Below are 20,330 nucleotides of genomic sequence, written 5' to 3'. Positions count from 1 at the left end.
ATGGTCCTTTCTCGGACACGGACGGGGTGAGCACGTGCCCGCACCGCGGCGGACCCGTGCTCACCGGGAGGGATCAGGCGCGCGCGGCCTCGACGGACGCCGAGACGGTCTCGAGCAGCTCGTTCCAGGCCTTCTCGAACTTCTCCACGCCCTCGCGCTCGAGCACCGCGAACACGTCGGCGAGGTCGACCCCGGCCTCGCCCACGCGCTCCAGCGCGGCCTCGCCGGCGGCGGCGGTCTCGGCGGACAGCGCGGCCTTGGGCTCGGAGTGGTCGGCGACGGCCTCGAGGGTCTTCTCCGGCATCGTGTTCACGGTCGGGTCGGCGACCAGGTTGTCCACGTAGAGGGTGTCGGAGTACTCGGGGTTCTTCACGCCGGTCGACGCCCACAGGGCGCGCTGCACGTTCGCGCCCTTGTCGGCGAGGGTCGTGAAGCGCTCGGAGCCGAAGGCGGTGAGGTACACGCCGAAGGCCGCCTGGGCGTTGGCGACGCCGGCCTGGCCCTTGAGGGAGATGGCGTCGCCGCCGAGGGCGTCCAGGCGTGCGTCGATCTCGGTGTCCACGCGGGAGACGAAGAAGGAGGCGACCGAGTGGATCTTCGAGAGGTCCCTGCCGGCCTCCGCGGCCTTCTCCAGGCCCGCGAGGTAGGCGTCGATGACGGCCTCGTAGCGCTCGACGGAGAAGATCAGGGTGACGTTGACGCTGATGCCGGCGGCGATCACGGCGGTGATCGCGGGCAGGCCCGCCTCGGTCGCGGGGATCTTGATCATCACGTTCTCGCGGCCGACGACCTCGAAGAGGCGCTCGGCCTGCGCGATGGTCTTCTCGGTCTCGTGCGCGAGACGGGGATCGACCTCGATGCTGACGCGGCCGTCGAAGCCCTTGGAGGAGGCGTAGGTGTCGGCGAGCAGGTCCGCGGCGTTCCGGACGTCGTCGGTGGTGAGCACCTCGATGACCTGGTCGACGTCCTTGCCCTCGCCGGCGAGGCGGGCGATGTCGGCGTCGTACTCGTCGGAGCCGGAGATCGCGGCCTGGAAGATCGAGGGGTTCGTGGTCACGCCCACGACGTTGCGGGTGGCGAGCAGCTCTGCGAGGTTGCCCGTCTGCAGGCGCTTGCGCGAGAGGTCGTCGAGCCAGATGGAGACTCCGGCATCGGAGAGGGCCTGGGTGGAGGGGTTCTGGGTCATGACGTTCCTTCCGGGCGCGGCGCGCCCTGGGTCGACGCTGGTGTCATCGGGGGCAACGGGGACCGGCGGGCGCGGATACCAGGAGGTGTCCGACGGAACATCGCAGGTCCCCGGGGTGGCAGGGGAGAGAGACGCGGGGACGGGACCCTGGGGTCCCGCCCCCGCGGCGGATCAGGCGCCGGCGGCGGCCAGGGACTCCCGGGCGGCCTCGACGACCGCCTCGGGAGTGAAGCCGTACTCGCGGAACAGCGTCTTCGCATCAGCGGAGGCACCGTAGTGCTCGAGCGACACGGCCCGGCCGTGCGCGCCGAGGAAGCGGTACCAGGGCATGGCGATGCCGGCCTCGACCGTGACGCGAGCGGTCACGGAGGAGGGGAGCACCGACTCCTTGTACTCGTCGTCCTGCTCGTCGAACCACTCGACGGACGGCATGGAGACCAGGCGGGTGGGGGTGCCCTCGGCCTCGAGGCGCTTCTGCGCCTCGGCCGCGTACTGCACCTCGGAGCCGGTCGCGATGAGGATCACCTTCGGCTCGCCGGTGGAGGCGTCCTTCATCACGTACCCGCCCTTGGCGACGTTCTCCGCGCCGGCGTACTCGCTGCGGTCGAAGGTGGGCAGCGCCTGACGGGACAGGAGCAGGCCGACGGGGCCGTTGTCCCGCTCCAGCAGCACCTTCCACGCCTGCGCGGTCTCGTTCGCGTCCGCCGGGCGGACGATCGAGAGGTTCGGGATCGCGCGGTAGGCGGCGAAGTGCTCGACCGGCTGGTGGGTCGGGCCGTCCTCGCCCAGGCCGATGGAGTCGTGGGTCCACACGTAGGTGACCGGGGTCTTCATCAGCGAGGCGAGGCGCACGGAGCCGCGCATGTAGTCCGCGAACTGGAAGAAGGTGCCGCCGTAGGGGCGGGTCAGTCCATGCAGGGAGATCCCGGAGAGGATCGCGCCCATGCCGTGCTCGCGGATGCCGAAGTGGAGCGTGCGGCCGTACTGGTCGCCCGCGAACTCGGAGGAGCTGAGCTCGGCGGGGAGGAAGGACGGCTCGCCCTTCATGGTGGTGTTGTTCGAGCCGGCGAGGTCGGCGGAGCCGCCCCACAGCTCGGGCATGACCGCGGCGAGCTCGCCGAGGACCTTGCCGGAGGCGGCGCGGGTGGCGACGCCCTTCTCGTCGGCCTCGAAGGTCGGGAACGCGTCGGCGAAGCCGCCCGGCAGCTCGCGCGCGACGAGGCGGTCCAGCAGCGCGGCCTTCTCCGAGTTCGCTGAGCGCCATGCCTGGTAGCCCTTGTCCCACTCGGCCTTCTTCTCCGCGGCACGGTCCGCGAGGGCGCGGGTGTGGGACAGCACATCCTCGTCGACCTGGAAGGTCTGCTCGGGGTCGAAGCCGACGGCCTCCTTGAGGCCCTTGACGCCCTCGGCACCGAGCTTCGCGCCGTGCACGGAGTGCGAGCCGGCCAGCTCCGGGATCGGCCAGCCGATGATGGTGCGCAGGCGGATGAAGGTGGGCTTGTCGGTGACCTTCTGGCCCTCGAGGATCGCGTCCTTGAGCGCGGCGACGTCCTCGCCGTACTCCGTCCCCCCGTGGGTCCAGTCCACGGTGCGCACGTCCCAGCCATAGGCCTCGTAGCGCGCGGCGGTGTCCTCGGTGAAGGCGATGGAGGTGTCGCCCTCGATGGAGATCTCGTTGTCGTCCCAGAGCACGATCAGATTGCCGAGCTGCTGGGTGCCCGCGAGGGAGCTGGCCTCGGAGGAGACGCCCTCCTGCAGGTCTCCGTCGGAGACGATGACGTAGGTGAAGTGGTCGAAGGGGCTGGTGCCGGGCGCCGCCTCGGGATCCAGCAGGCCGCGCTCGCGGCGCTGGGCCATGGCCATGCCGACGGCCGAGGAGATGCCCTGGCCCAGGGGGCCGGTGGTGATCTCCACGCCCTCGGTGTGGAAGTTCTCGGGGTGGCCGGGGGTCTTCGAGCCCCAGGTCCGCAGCTCCTCGAGGTCCTTCTTCTCGAGGCCGAAGCCGCCGAGGAAGAGCTGGATGTACTGGGTCAGGCTCGAGTGGCCGGCCGAGAGCACGAAGCGGTCGCGGCCGAGCCACGCGTGGTCGGTCGGATCGTGACGCATCACGTCCTGGTAGAGCAGGTACGCGGCCGGGGCGAGGCTGACGGCGGTGCCGGGATGGCCGTTGCCGACCTTCTCGACCGCGTCGGCGGCCAGCACGCGGACGGTGTCGACCGCCCGCTTGTCGAGCTCGGTCCAGCCCTCGGGGGCCGTGAAGTTCTCCGTCATGTCGTGGACATCCTTTCGCCGGGATGCGGCCTGGACGGCCGCTCGGAAAGACGGGCCTCTCCGCACGGCGCCGGATGACCGGCTGCGACGTGCGCGTTCCGCACGGGAGGCAACGGGGACCACCTTAGTCCTGGCGGTGCGCCGAGGTCATGCGCGTCCAGGCTGTTGCCGTGGCGGACGGTGCCCACTCTCACCCCGCGCCTCGCCCCGCCGTCGCGGGCGAGCACCTAGACTGGCGTGGTTCGTCGGCCGCGTGCCGTGACCAGGAGGAAGGACGGTGGGCGGTGACCGCCACCCAGGGAGCTCAGCTGCGGGGCGCAGGCCAGGACGGCGGGAGCGGTCCGCGGACCGTCGGCTCCACCCTCCGCGCCTACGTCGCGCTGACCAAGCCGCGGATCATCGAGCTGCTGCTCATCACGACGATCCCCACGATGTTTCTCGCCGCCGGCGGTTTCCCCTCGCTGTGGCTGATCATCGCCACCATGGTCGGCGGCTATCTCGCCGCGGGCGGCGCGAACGCGCTGAACATGTACCTCGAGCGCGACATCGACGCGAAGATGAAGCGGACCCGGAAGCGTCCGATCCCCTCCGGCGCCGTCACCCCGCGCGCCGCGCTGATCTTCGGCCTGACCATCTCCGCGGTCTCCGCGCTGTGGCTGGGCCTGCTGGTGAACTGGGTCTCCGCCGCGCTCGCGGTCGGCGCGATCCTGCTGTACGTCGTCTTCTACACGATGATCCTCAAGCGCCGCACCAGCCAGAACATCGTCTGGGGCGGCATCGCCGGCTGCATGCCGGTGCTGATCGGCTGGTCGGCGGTCACCGGCACCGTCTCCTGGACCGCGGTGCTGCTGTTCCTGGTGATCTTCTTCTGGACGCCGCCGCACTACTGGCCGCTGGCCGAGAAGTTCCAGGACGACTACGCCAGGGCGGGCGTGCCGATGCTGCCGGTGGTGTCCTCTCGCTCGAACGTCGCGCGCCAGATGCTGCTGCACACCGCGCTGATGATCGCCTCGAGCCTCGCGATCATCCCGCTGGGCGAGACCGGCTGGGTGTACGGCGTCGCCGCCGTCGCCTCCGGCGCCTGGTTCGGCTTCCTCGTGGTGCGCTACGCGCTGCGGGTCCGCCAGGGGCTCTCCGGCAGGGCGCTCGCCCCGATGACGGTCTTCCACGGCTCGATCACCTACCTCACGGTGCTCTTCGTCGCCCTCGCGATCGATCCCTTCGTCACCCTCTGACCGCATGAGCTCCGGGGAGGCCCCGCGCCCGACGGGCGAGGAGGACCCCCTGCGCCCGGGTGACCGGCGGATCCTCGAGCAGTACCTCGGCCATCTGCGCATCGAGCGGGGCCTGTCCGAGAACACCCTGGCGGCCTACCGGCGTGATCTGCGCCGCTATCTCGCCGACCTCGCGCGCCGCGAGGTCGACCCCGCCGCGGTGGACCCCGCGCAGCTGGGGGAGTGGCTGCAGTCCCTGCGCACCGGGGCCGACGGGGGGACCCGCCTCTCCGCCGCCTCCGCCGCCCGCTCCCTCGCCGCGGTGCGCGGTCTGCACTCCTTCCTCGACGCCGAGCGGGTCTCCACCACCGGGGACCCCTCCCGCCTGGTCCCGACCCCGACCCTGCCGCGACGCCTCCCGCACCCGCTGACCCTCGACCAGGTCGAGGCGCTGCTCGAGGCCGCCGGACGCCCCGGCACCGGGCGTGACGCGACCGAGCGCGCCCTGCGCGACCGAGCCCTGCTCGAGCTGCTCTACGGCATCGGCGCACGGATCTCCGAGGTCACCGGCCTGGACCTCGACGACGTGGACCTGCCGGGGCGCTCCGCCGTGCTGCGCGGCAAGGGGGACAAGCACCGGGTGGTGCCCGTCGGCCGCTTCGCCGCCGAGGCGCTCGGGGCATATCTCACGCGGGGCCGCCCGGCCCTCGCCGCGCGCGGCCGGGGCACCCCGGCGATCTTCATCGGCGCCCGCGGCACCCGCCTGACACGCCAGGCCGCCTGGCAGGTCGTGCAGCGCTGCGCCCGCGACGCCGAGCTGGAGGGCCTCCCCGAGCCGATCAGCCCGCACACACTGCGCCACTCCTATGCCACCCACCTGCTGCACGGCGGGGCCGACGTGCGCTCCGTGCAGGAGCTGCTGGGCCACGCCTCGGTCACCACGACCCAGCTCTACACGCAGGTGACGGTCGACTCCCTCCGCGAGACGCACGCCGGCGCCCACCCCCGCGCCCGGCGGGGGGCTTAGACTTGGGCGGCACGACGCCCCCGACCGGCCCCGGCCGCCGGGGGCTCGCCGCGGATGGCGCGGGGACCGACGCGCAGCCGTCCCTCCCCGGGCTGGGACCGGAGCACCTCCGGAGCCCGCTCGCCCCGCGGCGTGCACGCACCAGACCACGACGCCGACGACAGGACAACGACGTGAGCCCGACCTCCCCCCAGCAGCTGGACATCGATCTCGGCCCGACCGGCCGGCCGATGCCGGAGCTCCCGGAGCCGGCCGCGCTCGACTCCCACGGGCCGGCCCGGATCATCTCGATGGTCAACCAGAAGGGCGGGGTCGGGAAGACCACGAGCGTCATCAACCTCGGCGCGGCCCTCGCGGAGCTCGGCCGCAAGGTGCTGCTGGTGGACCTCGACCCCCAGGGCGCGCTCAGCGCCGGCCTGGGCGTGAACCCCTACGACCTCGACGTGACCGTCTACAACCTGCTCATGGAGCGGGGCCACGACGTGCGCACCGTCATCCAGGAGACCGAGACCGAGGATCTCGACGTGCTCCCGGCGAACATCGACCTCTCCGCCGCCGAGGTCACCCTCGTCAACGAGGTCGCCCGCGAGATGGCGCTGGCCCGCGTGCTGCGCCCCGTGGCCGACGACTACGACGTGATCATCATCGACTGCCAGCCCTCGCTGGGCCTGCTCACCGTCAACGCCCTCGCCGCGAGCCACGGCGTGATCATCCCGCTGGAGGCCGAGTACTTCGCGCTGCGCGGCGTGGCGCTGCTGGTGGAGACGATCGAGAAGGTGCAGGACCGCATCAACCCCCGCCTCGAGCTCGACGGCATCCTGATCACGATGTTCGACCCGCGCACGCTGCACGCCCGCGAGGTGTGCCAGCGTGTGGTCGAGGCGTTCCCCGACAAGGTCTTCCACACCACCATCAACCGCACCGTGAAGTTCCCCGACGCCTCCGTCGCCGCGGAGCCGATCATCTCCTTCGCCACCTCGAACAAGGGCGCCGCCGCCTACCGGCAGCTCGCACGCGAGCTGATCTCGCGCGGCGCCGCGGCCTGATGGCCGGGCAGCGGCCGCGCCGCGGCAGCAGCGGGGGAGCGGGGCGCGGGGGCGCGGGGAAGCCGGCCCGCCGGCGCAGCGCCTTCACCCCGCCCCGGCAGGTCCGGCTGCGCGACGACGAGGGCACGCGCCTGCCCGCGGCGGACGGCGAGGAGGCCGAGGTCCACCGCGAGGACGGCGAGCGGCTGCAGAAGGTCCTCGCCCGCGCCGGCTTCGGCTCCCGCCGCGCCTGCGAGGCGCTGATCTCCTCCGGACGGGTCCGCGTGGACGGCGCCGTCGTCCACGAGCAGGGCGTGCGCATCGACCCCGCGGCCCAGGTGGTCCACGTCGACGGGCGCCGGCTCCAGCTCGACGACGCGAAGCTCACCGTCGTGCTGAACAAGCCCCGCCGCGTCGTCTCCGCGATGAGCGACCCCGAGGGCCGCCGCGACCTCACCGAGTTCACCGCCGCCTACTCCCAGCGTCTCTACCACGTGGGCCGTCTGGACTACGAGACCGAGGGGCTGCTGCTGCTGACCAACGACGGCGAGCTCGCCCACCGCCTGACCCACCCCAGCTTCGAGGTCGACAAGACCTACGTGTGCCGCTTCGACGCGCCCGGCGGCCCGCCGCGCGGGCTCGTGAAGGCGCTGCGGGAGGGCGTCGAGCTCGAGGACGGCCCGGCCCGCGCCGACCGCGCCCGGGTCCTCGCCCAGGACGGCCGCGAGGCCGTGGTCGAGGTGACACTGCACGAGGGGCGCAACCGGATCGTGCGCCGCATGTTCGCCTCGCAGGGCTTCGAGCTCACCGCGCTGGTCCGCACCCGGATCGGTCCCGTGCTGCTCGGCGAGCTCGCCCCGGGGGAGACCCGCGAGCTCACCGATCGCGAGCTCGGCACCCTGATGGCGGAGGTCGGGCTGTGAGGACCCTCGTCCCCTCGCCCGTGCGGATCATCGGCACCGGGCTGATCGGCGGCTCCCTCGGCATGGCGCTGCGCCGCGCCGGGGTGCAGGTCCAGGTCGAGGACGTCTCCCCGGGCACCGCCGCCCTCGCGGTCGAGCTCGGCGTGGGGGAGCTGCCCGTCGCCGGGGACCGCCACCCGGAGCTCGTGCTCGTCGCCGCACCGCCCGACGTCGCCGCGTCCCTGGTCGACGGGGCGCTGCGCCGCTGGCCGGACGCGCTGGTCGCCGATGTCGCGAGCGTGAAGACCACCGTCCTCGAGGGCCTGCGCCGCCTCGCCCGGCCCGAGGACCTGCCGCGCTACGTCGGCGCCCACCCCATGGCGGGCCGCGAGGTCTCCGGCGTGATCGCCGCCCGCGCCGACCTCTTCCAGGGCCGGCCCTTCGTCGTCGTCCCGCACGAGGAGACGCTCCCCGACGCGGTCAGCGTGCTGAAGGGCCTGGCGACGGAGATCGGCTCCGTGCCGATCGTGCTGGACGCCGCGGCGCACGACACCGCCGTCGCGCACGTCTCCCATGTGCCGCAGGTGATCTCGAGCCTGCTGGCCACGACCCTGCTGGAGCCCTCCGAGCAGGCGCTGGGCCTGGCCGGGCAGGGGCTGCGGGACACGACCCGGATCGCGGACTCCGATCCGCGGCTCTGGGTCGAGATCCTCGGCGCGAACGCCGGCGCCGTCGGCGAGGTGCTCGCCTCCGTCGCCGACCGCCTGGAGGCGGTGCGCGGGGCGCTCGCGACCCTCGAGGGGGACCCCGACCCCGGCACCGGGTCCCGACGCGCCCTGGCCGACCTGATCGCCGAGGGCAATCGCGGCGTGCGCCGCATCCCCGGCAAGCACGGCGGGGCGACCGACGCCTTCACGACCCTCGTGGTGCTGGTGCCGGACAGGCCCGGCGAGCTCGCGCGCCTGCTCACCGAGATCGGGCAGATCGGCGTGAACCTCGAGGACCTCCGCCTCGAGCACGAGCTGGGACGCGAGGTCGGCCTCGCCCACGTCGCGATCGACGCCGCCCGTGAGGACCTGCTCACGCGGGAGCTCGCGGTGCGCGGCTGGAGGGTCGCAGGGGCCTGAGCGCCCCGTATCCTTCTGGAATGCACACCAGCGCGCCGCACGACCCCGCCGAGGGCATCACCATCGCGATCGACGGCCCGGCCGGCTCCGGGAAGTCGACCGTCTCCCGCCTCGTCGCCGAGGCGCTGGACGGAGGCTTCCTCGACACCGGCGCGATGTACCGGGCGATCGCCTGGGCCTGCCTCGAGGACGGCGTCGACCTCGCCGACCGCGAGGCCGTCGCGCGCGTCGCCGAGCAGATCGACCTCGACCTCGGCACCGACCCGACCGGGGCCACCGTGGTCGTCGCCGGCACCGACATCACCGCCGCGATCCGCGAGCAGCGCATCTCCCAGCAGGTCTCGGCCGTCGCGACCAACACCCTGGTGCGCCCGATCCTCCAGCGCCGCCAGCGCGAGGTGCTCTTCTCCACCGCCGCCGAGCGCGGCTTCTGCGTCGCCGAGGGCCGTGACACCACCACCGTCGTCGCCCCCGACGCCCGGGTGCGGGTGCTGCTGACCGCCTCGGACGAGGAGCGGATGCGCCGCCGCGCCGCGGAGCTCGGCCTCGAGGACACCGAGGAGACGCGCGAGCGCATGGCCGACCAGGTGCTGCGCCGCGACCGCGACGACTCCTCCGTCTCCGAGTTCCTCACCGCCGCCGAGGGCGTCGAGCAGATCGACACCACCGGCCTCGACATCGAGGACGTCGTCGAGAAGGTGCTGATGCTGGTCGCGGCCGCCGAGGCCGCCGACGAGACCGCCGAGCACGGCCCGGCCGAGCCCGCCCCCGCCGCGCCCGTCGTGGTCGAGGCAGGGGCCGACGGCCCGAGCGACGAGGACATCGAGGCGGCGCTGCGCGCGGGCCTGTCCGACTACGAGCTCGACGACGAGGACCTCGCCCTGCTCGGCGGCGGCGAGGAGGCGCAGCTGCAGCCCGAGGCGCAGCGGAACCTGCCCGTCGTCGCCGTGGTCGGCCGCCCCAACGTCGGCAAGTCCACGCTGGTCAACCGCATCCTCGGCCGCCGCGAGGCCGTCGTCGAGGACCGTCCCGGCGTGACCCGCGACCGCGTCTTCTACGAGGCGGAGTGGTCCGGCAAGGACTTCTGGCTGGTGGACACCGGCGGCTGGGAGGACAGGGTCCAGGGCATCGCCTATCGCGTCGCGGAGCAGGCCGAGGTCGCCGTCTCCCTCGCGGACGTGGTCATGTTCGTCGTCGATGCGAACGTCGGCATCACCACCACCGACGAGCAGCTGCTGAAGGTGCTGCGCAAGGCGCGGGTGCCGCTGGTGCTGGTCGCCAACAAGGTCGACGACCAGCGCGGCGAGCTCGAGGCCGCGGCGCTGTGGAACCTCGGCCTCGGCGAGCCGTACCCGGTCTCCGCCCTGCACGGCCGCGGCTCCGGCGACCTGCTGGACGCGGTGGTCGCCGCCATGCCGGAGGAGGGCCGGGGCTCGCCGGTCGACCACGGCCCGCGGCGCGTGGCCCTCGTCGGCCGCCCCAACGTCGGGAAGTCCTCGCTGCTGAACCGGCTCGCGAAGGAGCAGCGCGTCGTCGTCGACGACCTCGCCGGCACCACCCGCGACCCCGTGGACGAGAAGATCGTCCTCGGCGGCAAGGAGTGGACCTTCGTGGACACCGCGGGGATCCGTCGCCGCATCGCGCAGTCCCAGGGCGCGGACTACTACGCCTCGCTGCGCACGCACGCGGCGCTGGACCGCGCCGAGGTCGCCGTCGTGCTGCTGGAGGCCAATGAGCCGATCTCCACCCAGGACCTCAAGATCATCGACATGGTCCTGGAGTCCGGGCGCGCCCTCGTGCTCGCCTTCAACAAGTGGGACCTGCTGGACGAGGAGCGGCACAAGGCGCTGGAGCGGGAGATCGAACGGGACCTCGGCCATGTCGCCTGGGCACCTCGCGTGAACATCTCGGCCGCCACCGGGCGCCACTCCGAGAAGCTCGTGCCGGCGCTCGAGAAGGCGCTCGAGTCCTGGGACCGTCGTATCCCGACGGGCCGGCTCAACGCCTTCCTGGGCCAGCTCGTCGCCGCGCACCCCCATCCGCTGCGCGGAGGGAAGCAGTCCCGGATCCTCTTCGCGACGCAGGCCCGCACCCGTCCGCCGCGGTTCGTGGTCTTCGCCAGCGGCTTCCTCGAGCACGGCTACCGCCGCTTCATCGAGCGACGGCTGCGGGAGGACTTCGAGTTCACCGGCTCCCCGATCGTCATCGGCGTGCGGATCCGCGAGAAGCGCCGCCGCTGAGCGGCCCCGTCGAACGGCGCCGTCGACGCCCCGTTCCCGCTGCGGCGGGGACGGGGTGCTGTCGTCGGGGGCCCGAGCCGGGGACCCCGGGGGCCCAGCGCGCCGAGATGCCGGGCACCACCGGCGGCACGTATCGTGGCGCCCATGAGCAACACCGGTGACGACGGCTCCTGGACCCCGCAGCACGACCCCTTCGCCCCCCAGGACACCTCAGCGCAGCAGGCGCCCGGCGCAGGCCAGGACCCCTACGCCGCGCCGAGCGGCGGCCAGGACCCGTGGGCGCAGCCCCCAGCGGAGCAGCCCGCGCCGGGACAGGGCGCGCAGGACCCCTTCGCCGCCCCCGCGGGGCAGGACCCGTTCGGACAGGCCGCCGCGCCCGCCGGCCAGGAGGCCTACGGCCAGCAGGATCCGGAAGGTCAGAAGGGCGGCTCCGGCGACGCCTCGCCCTACGGCCAGGCCTCGCCCTACGGCCAGGCCTCGCCCTACGGCCAGGCCTCCCCGTACGGCCCGGGCACTCCCTACGGCGCCCCCGCGGGCGCCCAGGGCTTCCCGCCGGACGGCGCGCAGGGCGCCGCCCACGCCGCCCAGCCGGGTGCGGCGCCCGTGCAGGGCGAGGCGCAGAGCCGCGTGCTCGTCGGGGTCCTGGGGATCTTCTTCGGCGCCTTCGGCGTGCACCGCTTCCTCATGGGGTACACCGCCATCGGCCTGGTGCAGGTCCTGGTCACCGTGCTCAGCTGCTTCACGCTGTCCCCGATCACGACCATCTGGGGTCTCGTCGAGGGCATCATGGTCCTCGCCAAGTCCCCATCCTTCGAGCGCGACGCCCATGGCCGCCCGCTGAGGGACTGACCCACCCGTCCCGGAAGGACGCCCATGACGCTCCCGCCCGCTCCCGATCGCGGCTCGATCCAGACCAGCGCGATCCTGCTGATCGTGCTCGGCTTCCTGTGCGGAGGGTGGATTCCCACGATCTTCGGGATCATCGCCCTGGTGCAGATGGAGTCCGACCCCCGCTCCGCGCGCACCATGAACAAGGTGGGCTGGATCGTCTTCTGCGTGATCGTCGGGCTCGTGATCCTCGGGATCCTCGCCTACTTCGTGTTCGGCATCGCGATCCTCGGGATCTTCGGGATCGCCGCGAGCACCGCCTGACCCCGGGAACCGTCCCCGCCGCCGTCGTCCGCCGCGCCGCGGCCGCACCCCGCCGACCCCTTCCAGGAGGAGCATCATCGCCACCCCGGACTTCGTCCTCTCGCTGCGCGAGAGGATCGGCAACGAGCTGCTGTGGATACCGGGCGTCACGGCCGTCGTCCTGAACCCCGCACGCACGCACCTGCTCGTGGTGCGCCGCGCCGACGACGGCCGCTGGACCCCGGTCACCGGGATCGTCGACCCGGGGGAGGAGCCCGCCCGCGCCGCCGAGCGCGAGGTCGCCGAGGAGGCGGGCATCGCGTGCACCGCCCTGCGCCTGCTGGACATGCGCGCCCTGCCCGAGATCACCTACCCCAACGGGGACCGCGCCCAGTACCTCGACATCTGCTTCCTGTGCGAGGCCGACGACTCCCAGCGGCCCTTCCCGGCCGACGGGGAGAACACCGAGGCGCTCTGGTGCCCCGTCGAGGACCTGCCGCCGATGAACGACCGCTTCCGCGAGCAGCTCGCCCTCGCCCTCGAGGACCGGGCCGAGGCGAGGTTCCGCCGATGAGCACGGGCAACCCCCTCCCCGGCACGCGGGTGCGTATCCCGCTGACCGACCGGCCGGGAGACCACGCCGTGGTGCGGGTGATCGCCGCACCGCGCCGGGACCTCGCCCGCGCGGGACGGCTCAGCGAGGCGCTGCGCCCCTTCGCCGAGGCGCTGCTGGTCGACGTCCACGTGGGCGAGAAGCTCCTGCTGCCCGGCGCCTGGGTGCAGCACGAGGTGCTGCGGCGGGGCGAGCCCCTTGCGCCCGTCCCGGTCGCCGCCGCGGACCTGCGCCCGCCGGCCGTCATCGCCGGCACCCCCGAGCGGGCGGAGCTGCACTGGGGCGAGACCGTGTGGCCGCTCGACCTCGGCGGAGCGGTCGCGATCCCCGAGGCGGCCCGCGCCGACCCCCATCCGCTCTCCCGCCTGCGACGGCTGCTGCTGGTCGCCGCCGGACGCCGCGCGGAGATCGCGCTGACCCTCTGGCAGGCGCCCGAGTTCGAGATCCCCTGGCAGGACGTGCGCCTCCTCCCGCGCGCCGCGTCCTGGTTCGAGCTCGCGCAGGTGCCGACCGGCATGCGCTACGCCGACGCGGAGCGCGCCCAGGGCGTCGGCCGCGCCCGCGGCTGAGGGCACCGCCGGGGAGGACGGGACAGGGGGAGGGGACGACGCAGGACGTGCGACGCGCCGGGGCGCACCGACTTCCCGGTGTGACGGGTCTCACCCGCTACGCTCAGGGCCTGAGAGACGTCGACGAGGAGGTCTTCGTGGCCCCAACCCCTTCCCCACGGACAGGCACCGATCGCCGGTCCTTCCTGCGCTTCACCGCGGGTGCCGCCGCCCTGCTGCCGCTGGGTGCGCTGGCCGGCTGCTCCGGAGGAGGGCGTGACGCGGGCACCCTGCGCATCGCCTTCCAGCAGTTCGGCTCCAACACCATCAAGCAGGAGTGGATCGAGCGCGCCGCGGAGACGTTCTCCGCGCAGAACCCGGAGCTGGTGATCGACCTGGTGCCGATCGTCGCCTCGGAGAACGACTACTTCACCAAGAACGAGCTGCTGATGAGCTCCCCGAGGACCAGCCCGGACCTCGTCTACGAGGACTCCTTCATCCTCCTGTCCGACGTCGGGGCCGGATACCTCCAGCCCATGACCGACCTGGTCGAGGGCTGGGACCACTGGGACGACATCGCCGAGGCGTCCAAGCTCGCCGTGACCGGCGAGGACGGGGAGGTCTACGGGGTGCCGATCACCACCGACACCCGTGCGATCTGGTTCCACCGCGAGGTGTTCGAGCAGGCGGGCCTGCCCGCCGACTGGCAGCCCACCTCCTGGGAGGACATCCTCGAGGCGGCCCGCGCGATCAAGGACTCCGGCTCCGAGGCGATCCCGTTCTTCATGTTCGCCGGCACCCCGCAGGGCGAGAAGGCCTCGATGCAGGGCTTCGAGATGCTGCTGTACGGCACGGGCGACGGCACCGGTCTGTACGACGAGGACACGAAGAAGTGGGTGCTGGGCTCGCAGGGGTTCATCGACTCCCTCGCCTTCCTCAAGACCGTCGTGGACGAGGAGCTGACCGCCTCCCTCGGCCAGCTGCTGGATCCCAACATCTCCGAGCAGATCTACACCGCGCTGCTCCCCGACGCGAAGCTCGGCATTCTGATCGACGGCTCCTGGATCTCGCAGAACTGGACCGAGACCGCCGGCCGGCCCTGGCCCGAATGGCCCGAGGTGGTGGGGCTCGCGGACATGCCCACCCAGGACGGCGGCGGCACCGGCACCGTCACCCTCGCCGGCGGCTGGGGCCTGTCCATCCCGCAGCACGTCACCGACCGCGAGACGGCCTTCCGCTTCCTCGAGACGCTGGTCTCCACCGAGACCCTCGTGGACTACGCGATCGCGGACAACCACATCACCGTCCGCAACGACGTCGCCGAGGTCGAGGAGTACCTCAGCTACTCCCCGGCGGTCGAGTACTTCACGAACCTGCTGGACACCGCTTACTACCGGCCAGCGCTGCCCGCGTATCCGGAGGTCTCCTCCGCGCTCCAGGAGGCGATGGAGGCCGTGCTCACGGGCTCCGCCCCCGAGGCGGCGGCCGCCGCCTACGACGCGACGGTGCGGGACATCGTCGGCTCGGAGAACGTGCAGGAGGCCCAGGGATGACCGCGACCGACACCACCACCCGCCCCGCCGCAGGGGCCGGCGCCCCGCGCCGCGGGGACCGACGCACCCGGCTCGGGGACGGGCTCTCGCCGATGCGCGCCGTGCCGATGCTGCCGGCCGCGCTGCTGCTGCTCGGCTTCATGCTCGGCCCGATCCTGTACTCGCTCTACCTCGCCTTCACCGACTCCGCGATCCGCGGCGACGGCGCCTCCGACACCAGCTTCGTCGGCGTCCAGAACTTCACCGACGCCTTCGCCGACGGCGACTTCTGGAACTCGGTCATCCTCACCCTGGTGTTCACGCTGATCTCCGCGGTGCTCGGCCAGAACCTGCTCGGCATGGGCCTCGCCCTGCTGATGGAGCGCTCGCACCGGCTGGTCACCTTCGCAGTCACCTCGATCGTGATCGCCGCGTGGATCCTGCCCGAGGTGGTTGCCGGCTACCTGCTCTACACCTTCTTCGCCGACGCCGGCAGCCTCAACGCCATGCTCACCGCGATCGGGCTGCCCGGGCAGGACCTGCTGTTCAGCGCCCCGATCATCGCGGTCTCCTTCGCGAACATCTGGCGCGGCGCGGCGTTCTCGATGCTGGTCTACTCCGCCGCGCTGAGCTCCGTGCCCGGGGACGTGTACGAGTCCGCGGCGCTGGACGGCGCCGGGCCCGTGCGCCGCTTCGTCTCGGTGACCGTGCCGCTGCTGCGGCCCGCGATCGCGACGAACCTGATGCTGACCACCCTGCAGACCCTGTCGGTCTTCGGGCTGATCTTCATCATGACCGGCGGCGGCCCCGCCCGGCAGAGCCAGACCCTGCCGCTGTACATGTACGAGCAGGCGTTCTCCTACGGACAGCTCGGCTACGGCACCGCCGTCGCCCTGCTGCTCCTGCTGATCGGGGCGCTGGCCTCGATCGCCTACCTGCGCCTGCTGCCCGAGGAGGACAAGCGATGACCGCCGCTCCCACGACCACGACCGCCCCCGCGGGCGGTGCGTCGGCCGCTCGTCCCGCACCCCGGAAGCGACGCTCCCGCGCCGCTGGCACGAAGCTCGCCAGCAACCTCGTCATGGCCGCGATCGGCATCGCGTTCCTGGTGCCGCTGCTGTGGGTGGTGCTGGCCTCCTTCGACACCGAGGCCTCGCTGTCGGTGGCCTGGCCGCAGCGCTGGAGCCTGGACAACTACGCGGCGATCTGGAACGAGGAGACGACCTTCCGGCCGCTGGGGAACTCGCTGATCCTGTGCGGCGGCGCGACGATCCTCACCATGGTCTCCGCGGTGCTGTGCGCCTACCCGCTCTCCCGCTACCGCTTCCGCGCCAAGCGCCCCCTGCTGCTGACGATCATCTTCTCGACCGGCCTGCCGATCACCGCGATCATGATCCCGGTGTACTCGATGTTCGTGCAGGTCAACCTCATCGACTCGATGGGCGGCGCGATCCTGTTCCTCGGGGCGAGCTCGCTGCCCTACGCCATCTTCCTCACCAAGGGGTTCATGGACGGGGTGCCGCTGGAGATCGAGGAGTCCGCGTGGACCGAGGGAGCGGGAGTGCTGCGCACCCTGTGGTCGGTGGTGCTGCCGCTGATGCGCTCGGGCCTGTCGGTGGCGACGATCTTCACCTTCGTCTCCATGTGGGGGAACTTCTTCGTCCCCTTCATGCTGCTGCTGAGCCCGGACAAGCTGCCCGCCGCGGTGACGCTGTACACGTTCTCCTCCCAGTACGGGCAGGTCGCGTACGGACAGCTCGCCGCGTTCTCGATCTTCTACTCGCTGCCGGTGGTGGTGCTGTACCTGTTCCTGGGCCGCAACCTCGGACAGGGCTTCGCCGCCGCGGGCGGTGTGAAGGGCTGAGCCGGCCCGGTCCGGGACCGACCGGGCGTTCGGTCCTCGGCGGCCCGGGCCGGTGGTCGGTAGCGTGGGCATTCCCGCATCCGTCCCACCGACCCAGGAGGCTCCCGTGACCGATCAGGACCCGCGCCAGGACCGCGTGCACTCCCGAGTGGCTGAGCGCGCCGAGCAGCTCTCGACCTCCGGCGGCGAGCCGGCCTTCTCCCCGCAGGACCAGGAGCCGCCCGGACTGACGGGACCGATGAGCCCCGTGCCTGATCACGGCGAGCGCAGCTACGTCGGACACGCACGACTCGAGGGGATGGCCGCCCTGATCACCGGGGGCGATTCGGGCATCGGCCGGGCCGTCGCGATCGCCTATGCCCGCGAGGGCGCCGACGTGGCGATCTCCTACCTCCCCGAGGAGCAGGAGGACGCGGAGGAGACCCGGCGGTGGATCGAGGACGCCGGACGCTGTGCCCTGCTGCTGCCCGGCGATCTCCGCGACGAAGAGCATGCGCGCTCCATCGTTCGTCGAACCGTCGAGGAGCTCGGCCGTCTCGACGTGCTCGTGAACAACGCGGCCTTCCAGTGGGGCCGGGCCGAGCCGAAGGGCCTGGAGGGGATTGCCTCCGAACGGCTGCACCGCACCCTCACCACGAACCTCGAGGTGCTGTTCTGGCTCACCCAGGAGGCGGCCCCGCATCTCCGACCCGGAGCGAGCGTCATCAACTCCTCCTCGATCCAGAGCTACGACCCCTCCGTGCCGCTCATGGACTACGCCGCGACCAAGGCCGCGATCAACAACCTGACCGTCAACCTCGCTGCGGATCTCGGCCCCCGCGGCATCCGCGTCAACGCCGTGGCACCGGGCCCGATCTGGACCCCGCTGAACGTCGCGACGCGCGTGTCGGACGACTACGTCGCCTTCGGGGCGAACACGCCCCTGGGCCGTGCAGGGCAGCCCGCCGAGTGCGCAGGCGCCTACGTGTTCCTGGCCAGCCCCGAGGAGGCGAGCTACGTCTCCGGCACCGTGCTCGGGGTCACCGGAGGCCGACCCGTGTTCTGAGCGGCGAGCCGCGCTTGACGGGGAGCCTGTCCGCCTGTGAGGGTCATCACACCGGGCCGCACAGGACATGAGAGGCGATCTCAGCTCTCGCCCGGGCACGGAGATCGGATCGCCTCCTGGGCAGGAAGAGGTCTCCCATGGACACCGCCATCTTCGAGAACCACGAATCCGAGATCCGCGGCTACTGTCGCAACTACCCGACGGTCTTCGCCTCCGCCTCCGGCGCGCGCCAGGTCGACGAGGAGGGCCGCAGCTACATCGACTTCTTCGCCGGGGCCGGGGTGCTGAACTTCGGCCACAACCATCCCGCGATGAAGAAGGCGCTGATCGAGTTCCTCGAGGCCGACGGGGTCGCGCACTCGCTCGACACCTACACCACCACCAAGCGCGACTTCGTCGAGCGCTTCCACGAGGTGGTCCTCGCGCCCCGCGGCATGGACCACCGCCTGCAGTTCATGGGGCCGACGGGCTCGAACGCCGTGGAGGCCGCGATGAAGCTCGCCCGCGCCGCCACAGGCCGGCGCGAGATCGTCGCCTTCAGCCACGGCTTCCACGGCATGACCCTGGGCTCCCTCGCCGCGACAGCGAACGACGCCTTCCGCCGCTGGGCCGGGGTGCCGCTGGAGAACATCCAGCGCCTGCCCTTCGAGACCGCGCCCGGCGGGGACACGGCGCTGGCCGAGTACGCCGCGGCGCTGAAGGACCACTCGAGCGGACTGCTGCCCCCGGCCGCCTTCCTCGTCGAGGTCCTGCAGGCCGAGGGCGGGGTCAACGTCGCGAGCCCCGACTGGCTCCACCAGGTCCAGGATCTCGCCCGCGAGCACGGGGCGCTCTTCATCATCGACGACATCCAGGCGGGGATCGGCCGCACCGGCAGCTACTTCTCCTTCGACGGGATGGGGCTGGACCCCGACATCATCACCCTGGCCAAGGGCCTCGGCGGATTCGGCACCCCGATCGCGATGAACCTCAACAAGCCCGAGGTGGACCAGCACTGGAGCCCCGGCGCCCACACCGGCACCTTCCGCGGCCAGGGCCTCTCCTTCGTCGCCGGGAAGGTGGCGCTGGACTTCTTCACCGACGACGCCTTCCTCGAAGGGGTCCTCGAGAAGGGCGAGCAGATGCGCAACCGGCTCCAGGCGATCGCCGACGCCCACCCGGACCGCGGCTGGGAGGTGCGCGGACGAGGCATGATGCAGGCCCTGGACACCGGCGACGGGGCGCTGAACGCGCGCCTGCAGCGGGAGTGCTTCGACCGCGGCCTGCTGTTCGGCCCCTGCGGCAGCGGCGGACGGGTGATCAAGCTGATCCCGCCGCTGATCATCGAGCCGGACGACCTCGCCGAGGGCCTGGACATCCTCGAGGCGGCGATCGACGCCGCGCTGGAGGAGGCGTGATGCGCCGCCGCGAGGACATGACCTTCGCCCCGGAGGAGTACGAGCGGAGGGTCGGGGAGCTGCGGGAGCGGATGGCGGCCCGGGAGCTGGACGCGGTGATCATCAGCGACCCCGAGAACCTGATGTACCTCACCGACCACCAGACCACCGGGTACTCCTTCTTCCAGGCCCTGATCGTGCCGCTGGAGGCGGAGCCGGTGATGATCACCCGCGCGCTCGAGGAGTCCAACGTCGTCTCCCGCACCTGGCTCGAGCACTCCCGCGCCTATCCCGACTCGGGCGACGCGATCCTCGAGCTGGTCTCCACCCTGCGGGACCTGCGCCTGGCGGACTCCCGGGTGGGCTACGAGCGCAACAGCTACTACTTCCCCGCCCACCAGCAGGACCGGTTCCACGACGCCTTCGGCGAGGGCCTCGTGGACTGCTTCGGGATCGTCGAGGAGGGGCGGATCCGCAAGTCCCGGGCGGAGATCGAGGTGATGCAGCTGGCCGCCTACGCGGGGGAGGCCGGCATGGCCGCCGGTCTGCACACCGCCATGTCCGGTGCCACCGAGAACGAGGTCGCCGCCGCGATCGCCTCGGCGATGTTCCGCGCGGGCGGGGAGTTCCCGGCGGTGATGCCCTATGTCGCCTCCGGCCCTCGCTCGATGATCGGCCACTCCACCTGGGAGGGGCGCATGATCCGCCCCGGGGAGCATGTCTTCCTCGAGGTGGGCGGCTGCTACCGCCGCTATCACGCCGCGATGATGCGCACCGTCGTCAACGGCGCGCTCTCGGACTCGATGCGCTCCGCGCAGGACCTCATGAAGCACACCCTGGCGGAGCTGCGCTCGCTGATGAGGCCGGGGGTGACGGTCTCCGAGGTGGACCGGCTGACCCGACGGATGATCGAGAGCAACGACGTCGGCGCGAGCCTCGCCACCCGCGCCGGCTACTCGATCGGCATCGCCTTCCCGCCCTCCTGGGACGAGGGGTACATCCTCTCCCTCCTCGAGGGCGACGAGCGGCCCCTCGAGGAGGGGATGACCTTCCACCTCATCCCCTGGATGTGGGGCGTCGACGGGGACAAGACCGTCGGGATCTCCGACACCGTCCGGATCACCGCCGACGGCTGCGCCTCCTTCCTCACGCTCCCGGAGGACTTCACCGTCCACGAGAGCTCCGCCCGATCCTTCCCGGCCGCGGCCGGCACGCCCCGCCCCTGAGAG

General features: G+C 72.3%; 18 protein-coding genes. 16 read left to right on the top strand and 2 right to left on the bottom strand.

Annotation, left to right across the window (positions count from 1 at the left end; translation table 11 throughout):
* Nucleotides 1-73 precede the first annotated feature (73 nt).
* Nucleotides 74-1,186 (bottom strand): transaldolase, encoded by a 1,113-nt coding sequence (gene tal / locus L3K22_RS00425; protein WP_263309670.1) that lies wholly within the window; start codon nucleotides 1,184-1,186, stop codon nucleotides 74-76.
* Nucleotides 1,187-1,357: 171 nt separating this feature from the next.
* Nucleotides 1,358-3,457 (bottom strand): transketolase, encoded by a 2,100-nt coding sequence (gene tkt, locus L3K22_RS00420; RefSeq protein WP_263309669.1) that lies wholly within the window; start codon nucleotides 3,455-3,457, stop codon nucleotides 1,358-1,360.
* 284 nt (nucleotides 3,458-3,741) lie between these two features.
* Here tkt and L3K22_RS00415 point away from each other — a divergent pair, with 284 nt between their 5' ends.
* The 16 genes from L3K22_RS00415 (at nucleotide 3,742) to doeA (ending at nucleotide 20,327) form a co-directional block, all read left to right on the top strand.
* Entirely contained in the window at nucleotides 3,742-4,692 is a 951-nt protein-coding gene (locus L3K22_RS00415; protein ID WP_263309668.1) for a heme o synthase, read from the top strand.
* Between the two features lie 4 nt (nucleotides 4,693-4,696).
* Nucleotides 4,697-5,698, top strand: a complete 1,002-nt coding sequence (locus L3K22_RS00410; RefSeq protein WP_263309667.1) for a site-specific tyrosine recombinase XerD — start codon at nucleotides 4,697-4,699, stop codon at nucleotides 5,696-5,698.
* A gap of 173 nt (nucleotides 5,699-5,871) precedes the next feature.
* Nucleotides 5,872-6,744 carry a ParA family protein gene (locus tag L3K22_RS00405; protein ID WP_263309666.1) on the top strand — a complete coding sequence of 291 codons (873 nt, stop codon included), beginning with the start codon at nucleotides 5,872-5,874 and terminating at the stop codon, nucleotides 6,742-6,744.
* Nucleotides 6,744-7,646 carry a pseudouridine synthase gene (locus L3K22_RS00400; protein WP_263309665.1) on the top strand — a complete coding sequence of 301 codons (903 nt, stop codon included), beginning with the start codon at nucleotides 6,744-6,746 and terminating at the stop codon, nucleotides 7,644-7,646. The genes L3K22_RS00405 and L3K22_RS00400 overlap by 1 nt, the downstream gene beginning before the upstream one ends.
* The gene (locus L3K22_RS00395) at nucleotides 7,643-8,752 is read left to right on the top strand and encodes a prephenate dehydrogenase (RefSeq protein WP_263309664.1); all 1,110 of its coding nucleotides are present in this window, start codon (nucleotides 7,643-7,645) and stop codon (nucleotides 8,750-8,752) included. Before L3K22_RS00400 ends, L3K22_RS00395 begins: the two co-directional genes overlap by 4 nt.
* Nucleotides 8,753-8,772: 20 nt before the next feature.
* Complete coding sequence (gene der / locus L3K22_RS00390) at nucleotides 8,773-10,992, top strand: bifunctional cytidylate kinase/GTPase Der (protein ID WP_263309663.1); 2,220 nt, start codon at nucleotides 8,773-8,775, stop codon at nucleotides 10,990-10,992.
* A 144-nt stretch (nucleotides 10,993-11,136) separates the two neighbouring features.
* The gene (locus tag L3K22_RS16660) at nucleotides 11,137-11,841 is read left to right on the top strand and encodes a TM2 domain-containing protein (RefSeq protein ID WP_308445895.1); all 705 of its coding nucleotides are present in this window, start codon (nucleotides 11,137-11,139) and stop codon (nucleotides 11,839-11,841) included.
* A gap of 24 nt (nucleotides 11,842-11,865) precedes the next feature.
* Nucleotides 11,866-12,144: a PLDc N-terminal domain-containing protein gene (locus L3K22_RS00375; protein WP_263309662.1), complete on the top strand. Its 279-nt coding sequence runs from the start codon at nucleotides 11,866-11,868 to the stop codon at nucleotides 12,142-12,144.
* A 76-nt stretch (nucleotides 12,145-12,220) separates the two neighbouring features.
* Nucleotides 12,221-12,697 carry an NUDIX domain-containing protein gene (locus L3K22_RS00370; RefSeq protein WP_263309760.1) on the top strand — a complete coding sequence of 159 codons (477 nt, stop codon included), beginning with the start codon at nucleotides 12,221-12,223 and terminating at the stop codon, nucleotides 12,695-12,697.
* Nucleotides 12,694-13,305 carry a hypothetical protein gene (locus tag L3K22_RS00365; protein WP_263309661.1) on the top strand — a complete coding sequence of 204 codons (612 nt, stop codon included), beginning with the start codon at nucleotides 12,694-12,696 and terminating at the stop codon, nucleotides 13,303-13,305. The genes L3K22_RS00370 and L3K22_RS00365 overlap by 4 nt, the downstream gene beginning before the upstream one ends.
* 137 nt (nucleotides 13,306-13,442) lie before the next feature.
* Nucleotides 13,443-14,837, top strand: coding sequence for an extracellular solute-binding protein (locus tag L3K22_RS00360; RefSeq protein WP_263309660.1), 1,395 nt, complete (start codon nucleotides 13,443-13,445; stop codon nucleotides 14,835-14,837).
* Nucleotides 14,834-15,784 (top strand): carbohydrate ABC transporter permease, encoded by a 951-nt coding sequence (locus L3K22_RS00355; RefSeq protein WP_263309659.1) that lies wholly within the window; start codon nucleotides 14,834-14,836, stop codon nucleotides 15,782-15,784. Before L3K22_RS00360 ends, L3K22_RS00355 begins: the two co-directional genes overlap by 4 nt.
* On the top strand, nucleotides 15,781-16,680 hold the full coding sequence (locus L3K22_RS00350; protein WP_263309658.1) for a carbohydrate ABC transporter permease: 900 nt from the start codon (nucleotides 15,781-15,783) through the stop codon (nucleotides 16,678-16,680). Before L3K22_RS00355 ends, L3K22_RS00350 begins: the two co-directional genes overlap by 4 nt.
* A 106-nt stretch (nucleotides 16,681-16,786) precedes the next feature.
* Entirely contained in the window at nucleotides 16,787-17,725 is a 939-nt protein-coding gene (locus L3K22_RS00345) for an SDR family oxidoreductase (protein ID WP_263309657.1), read from the top strand.
* A 137-nt stretch (nucleotides 17,726-17,862) separates the two neighbouring features.
* Nucleotides 17,863-19,122, top strand: coding sequence for an aspartate aminotransferase family protein (locus L3K22_RS00340; protein WP_263309656.1), 1,260 nt, complete (start codon nucleotides 17,863-17,865; stop codon nucleotides 19,120-19,122).
* Nucleotides 19,122-20,327 (top strand): ectoine hydrolase, encoded by a 1,206-nt coding sequence (gene doeA, locus L3K22_RS00335; RefSeq protein ID WP_263309655.1) that lies wholly within the window; start codon nucleotides 19,122-19,124, stop codon nucleotides 20,325-20,327. Before L3K22_RS00340 ends, doeA begins: the two co-directional genes overlap by 1 nt.
* Nucleotides 20,328-20,330 lie beyond the last annotated feature (3 nt).

This window comes from Brachybacterium atlanticum, from assembly GCF_025669985.1.
GTDB classification, from domain to species: domain Bacteria; phylum Actinomycetota; class Actinomycetes; order Actinomycetales; family Dermabacteraceae; genus Brachybacterium; species Brachybacterium conglomeratum.
This window is presented reverse-complemented; position numbering and strand designations above follow the sequence as displayed.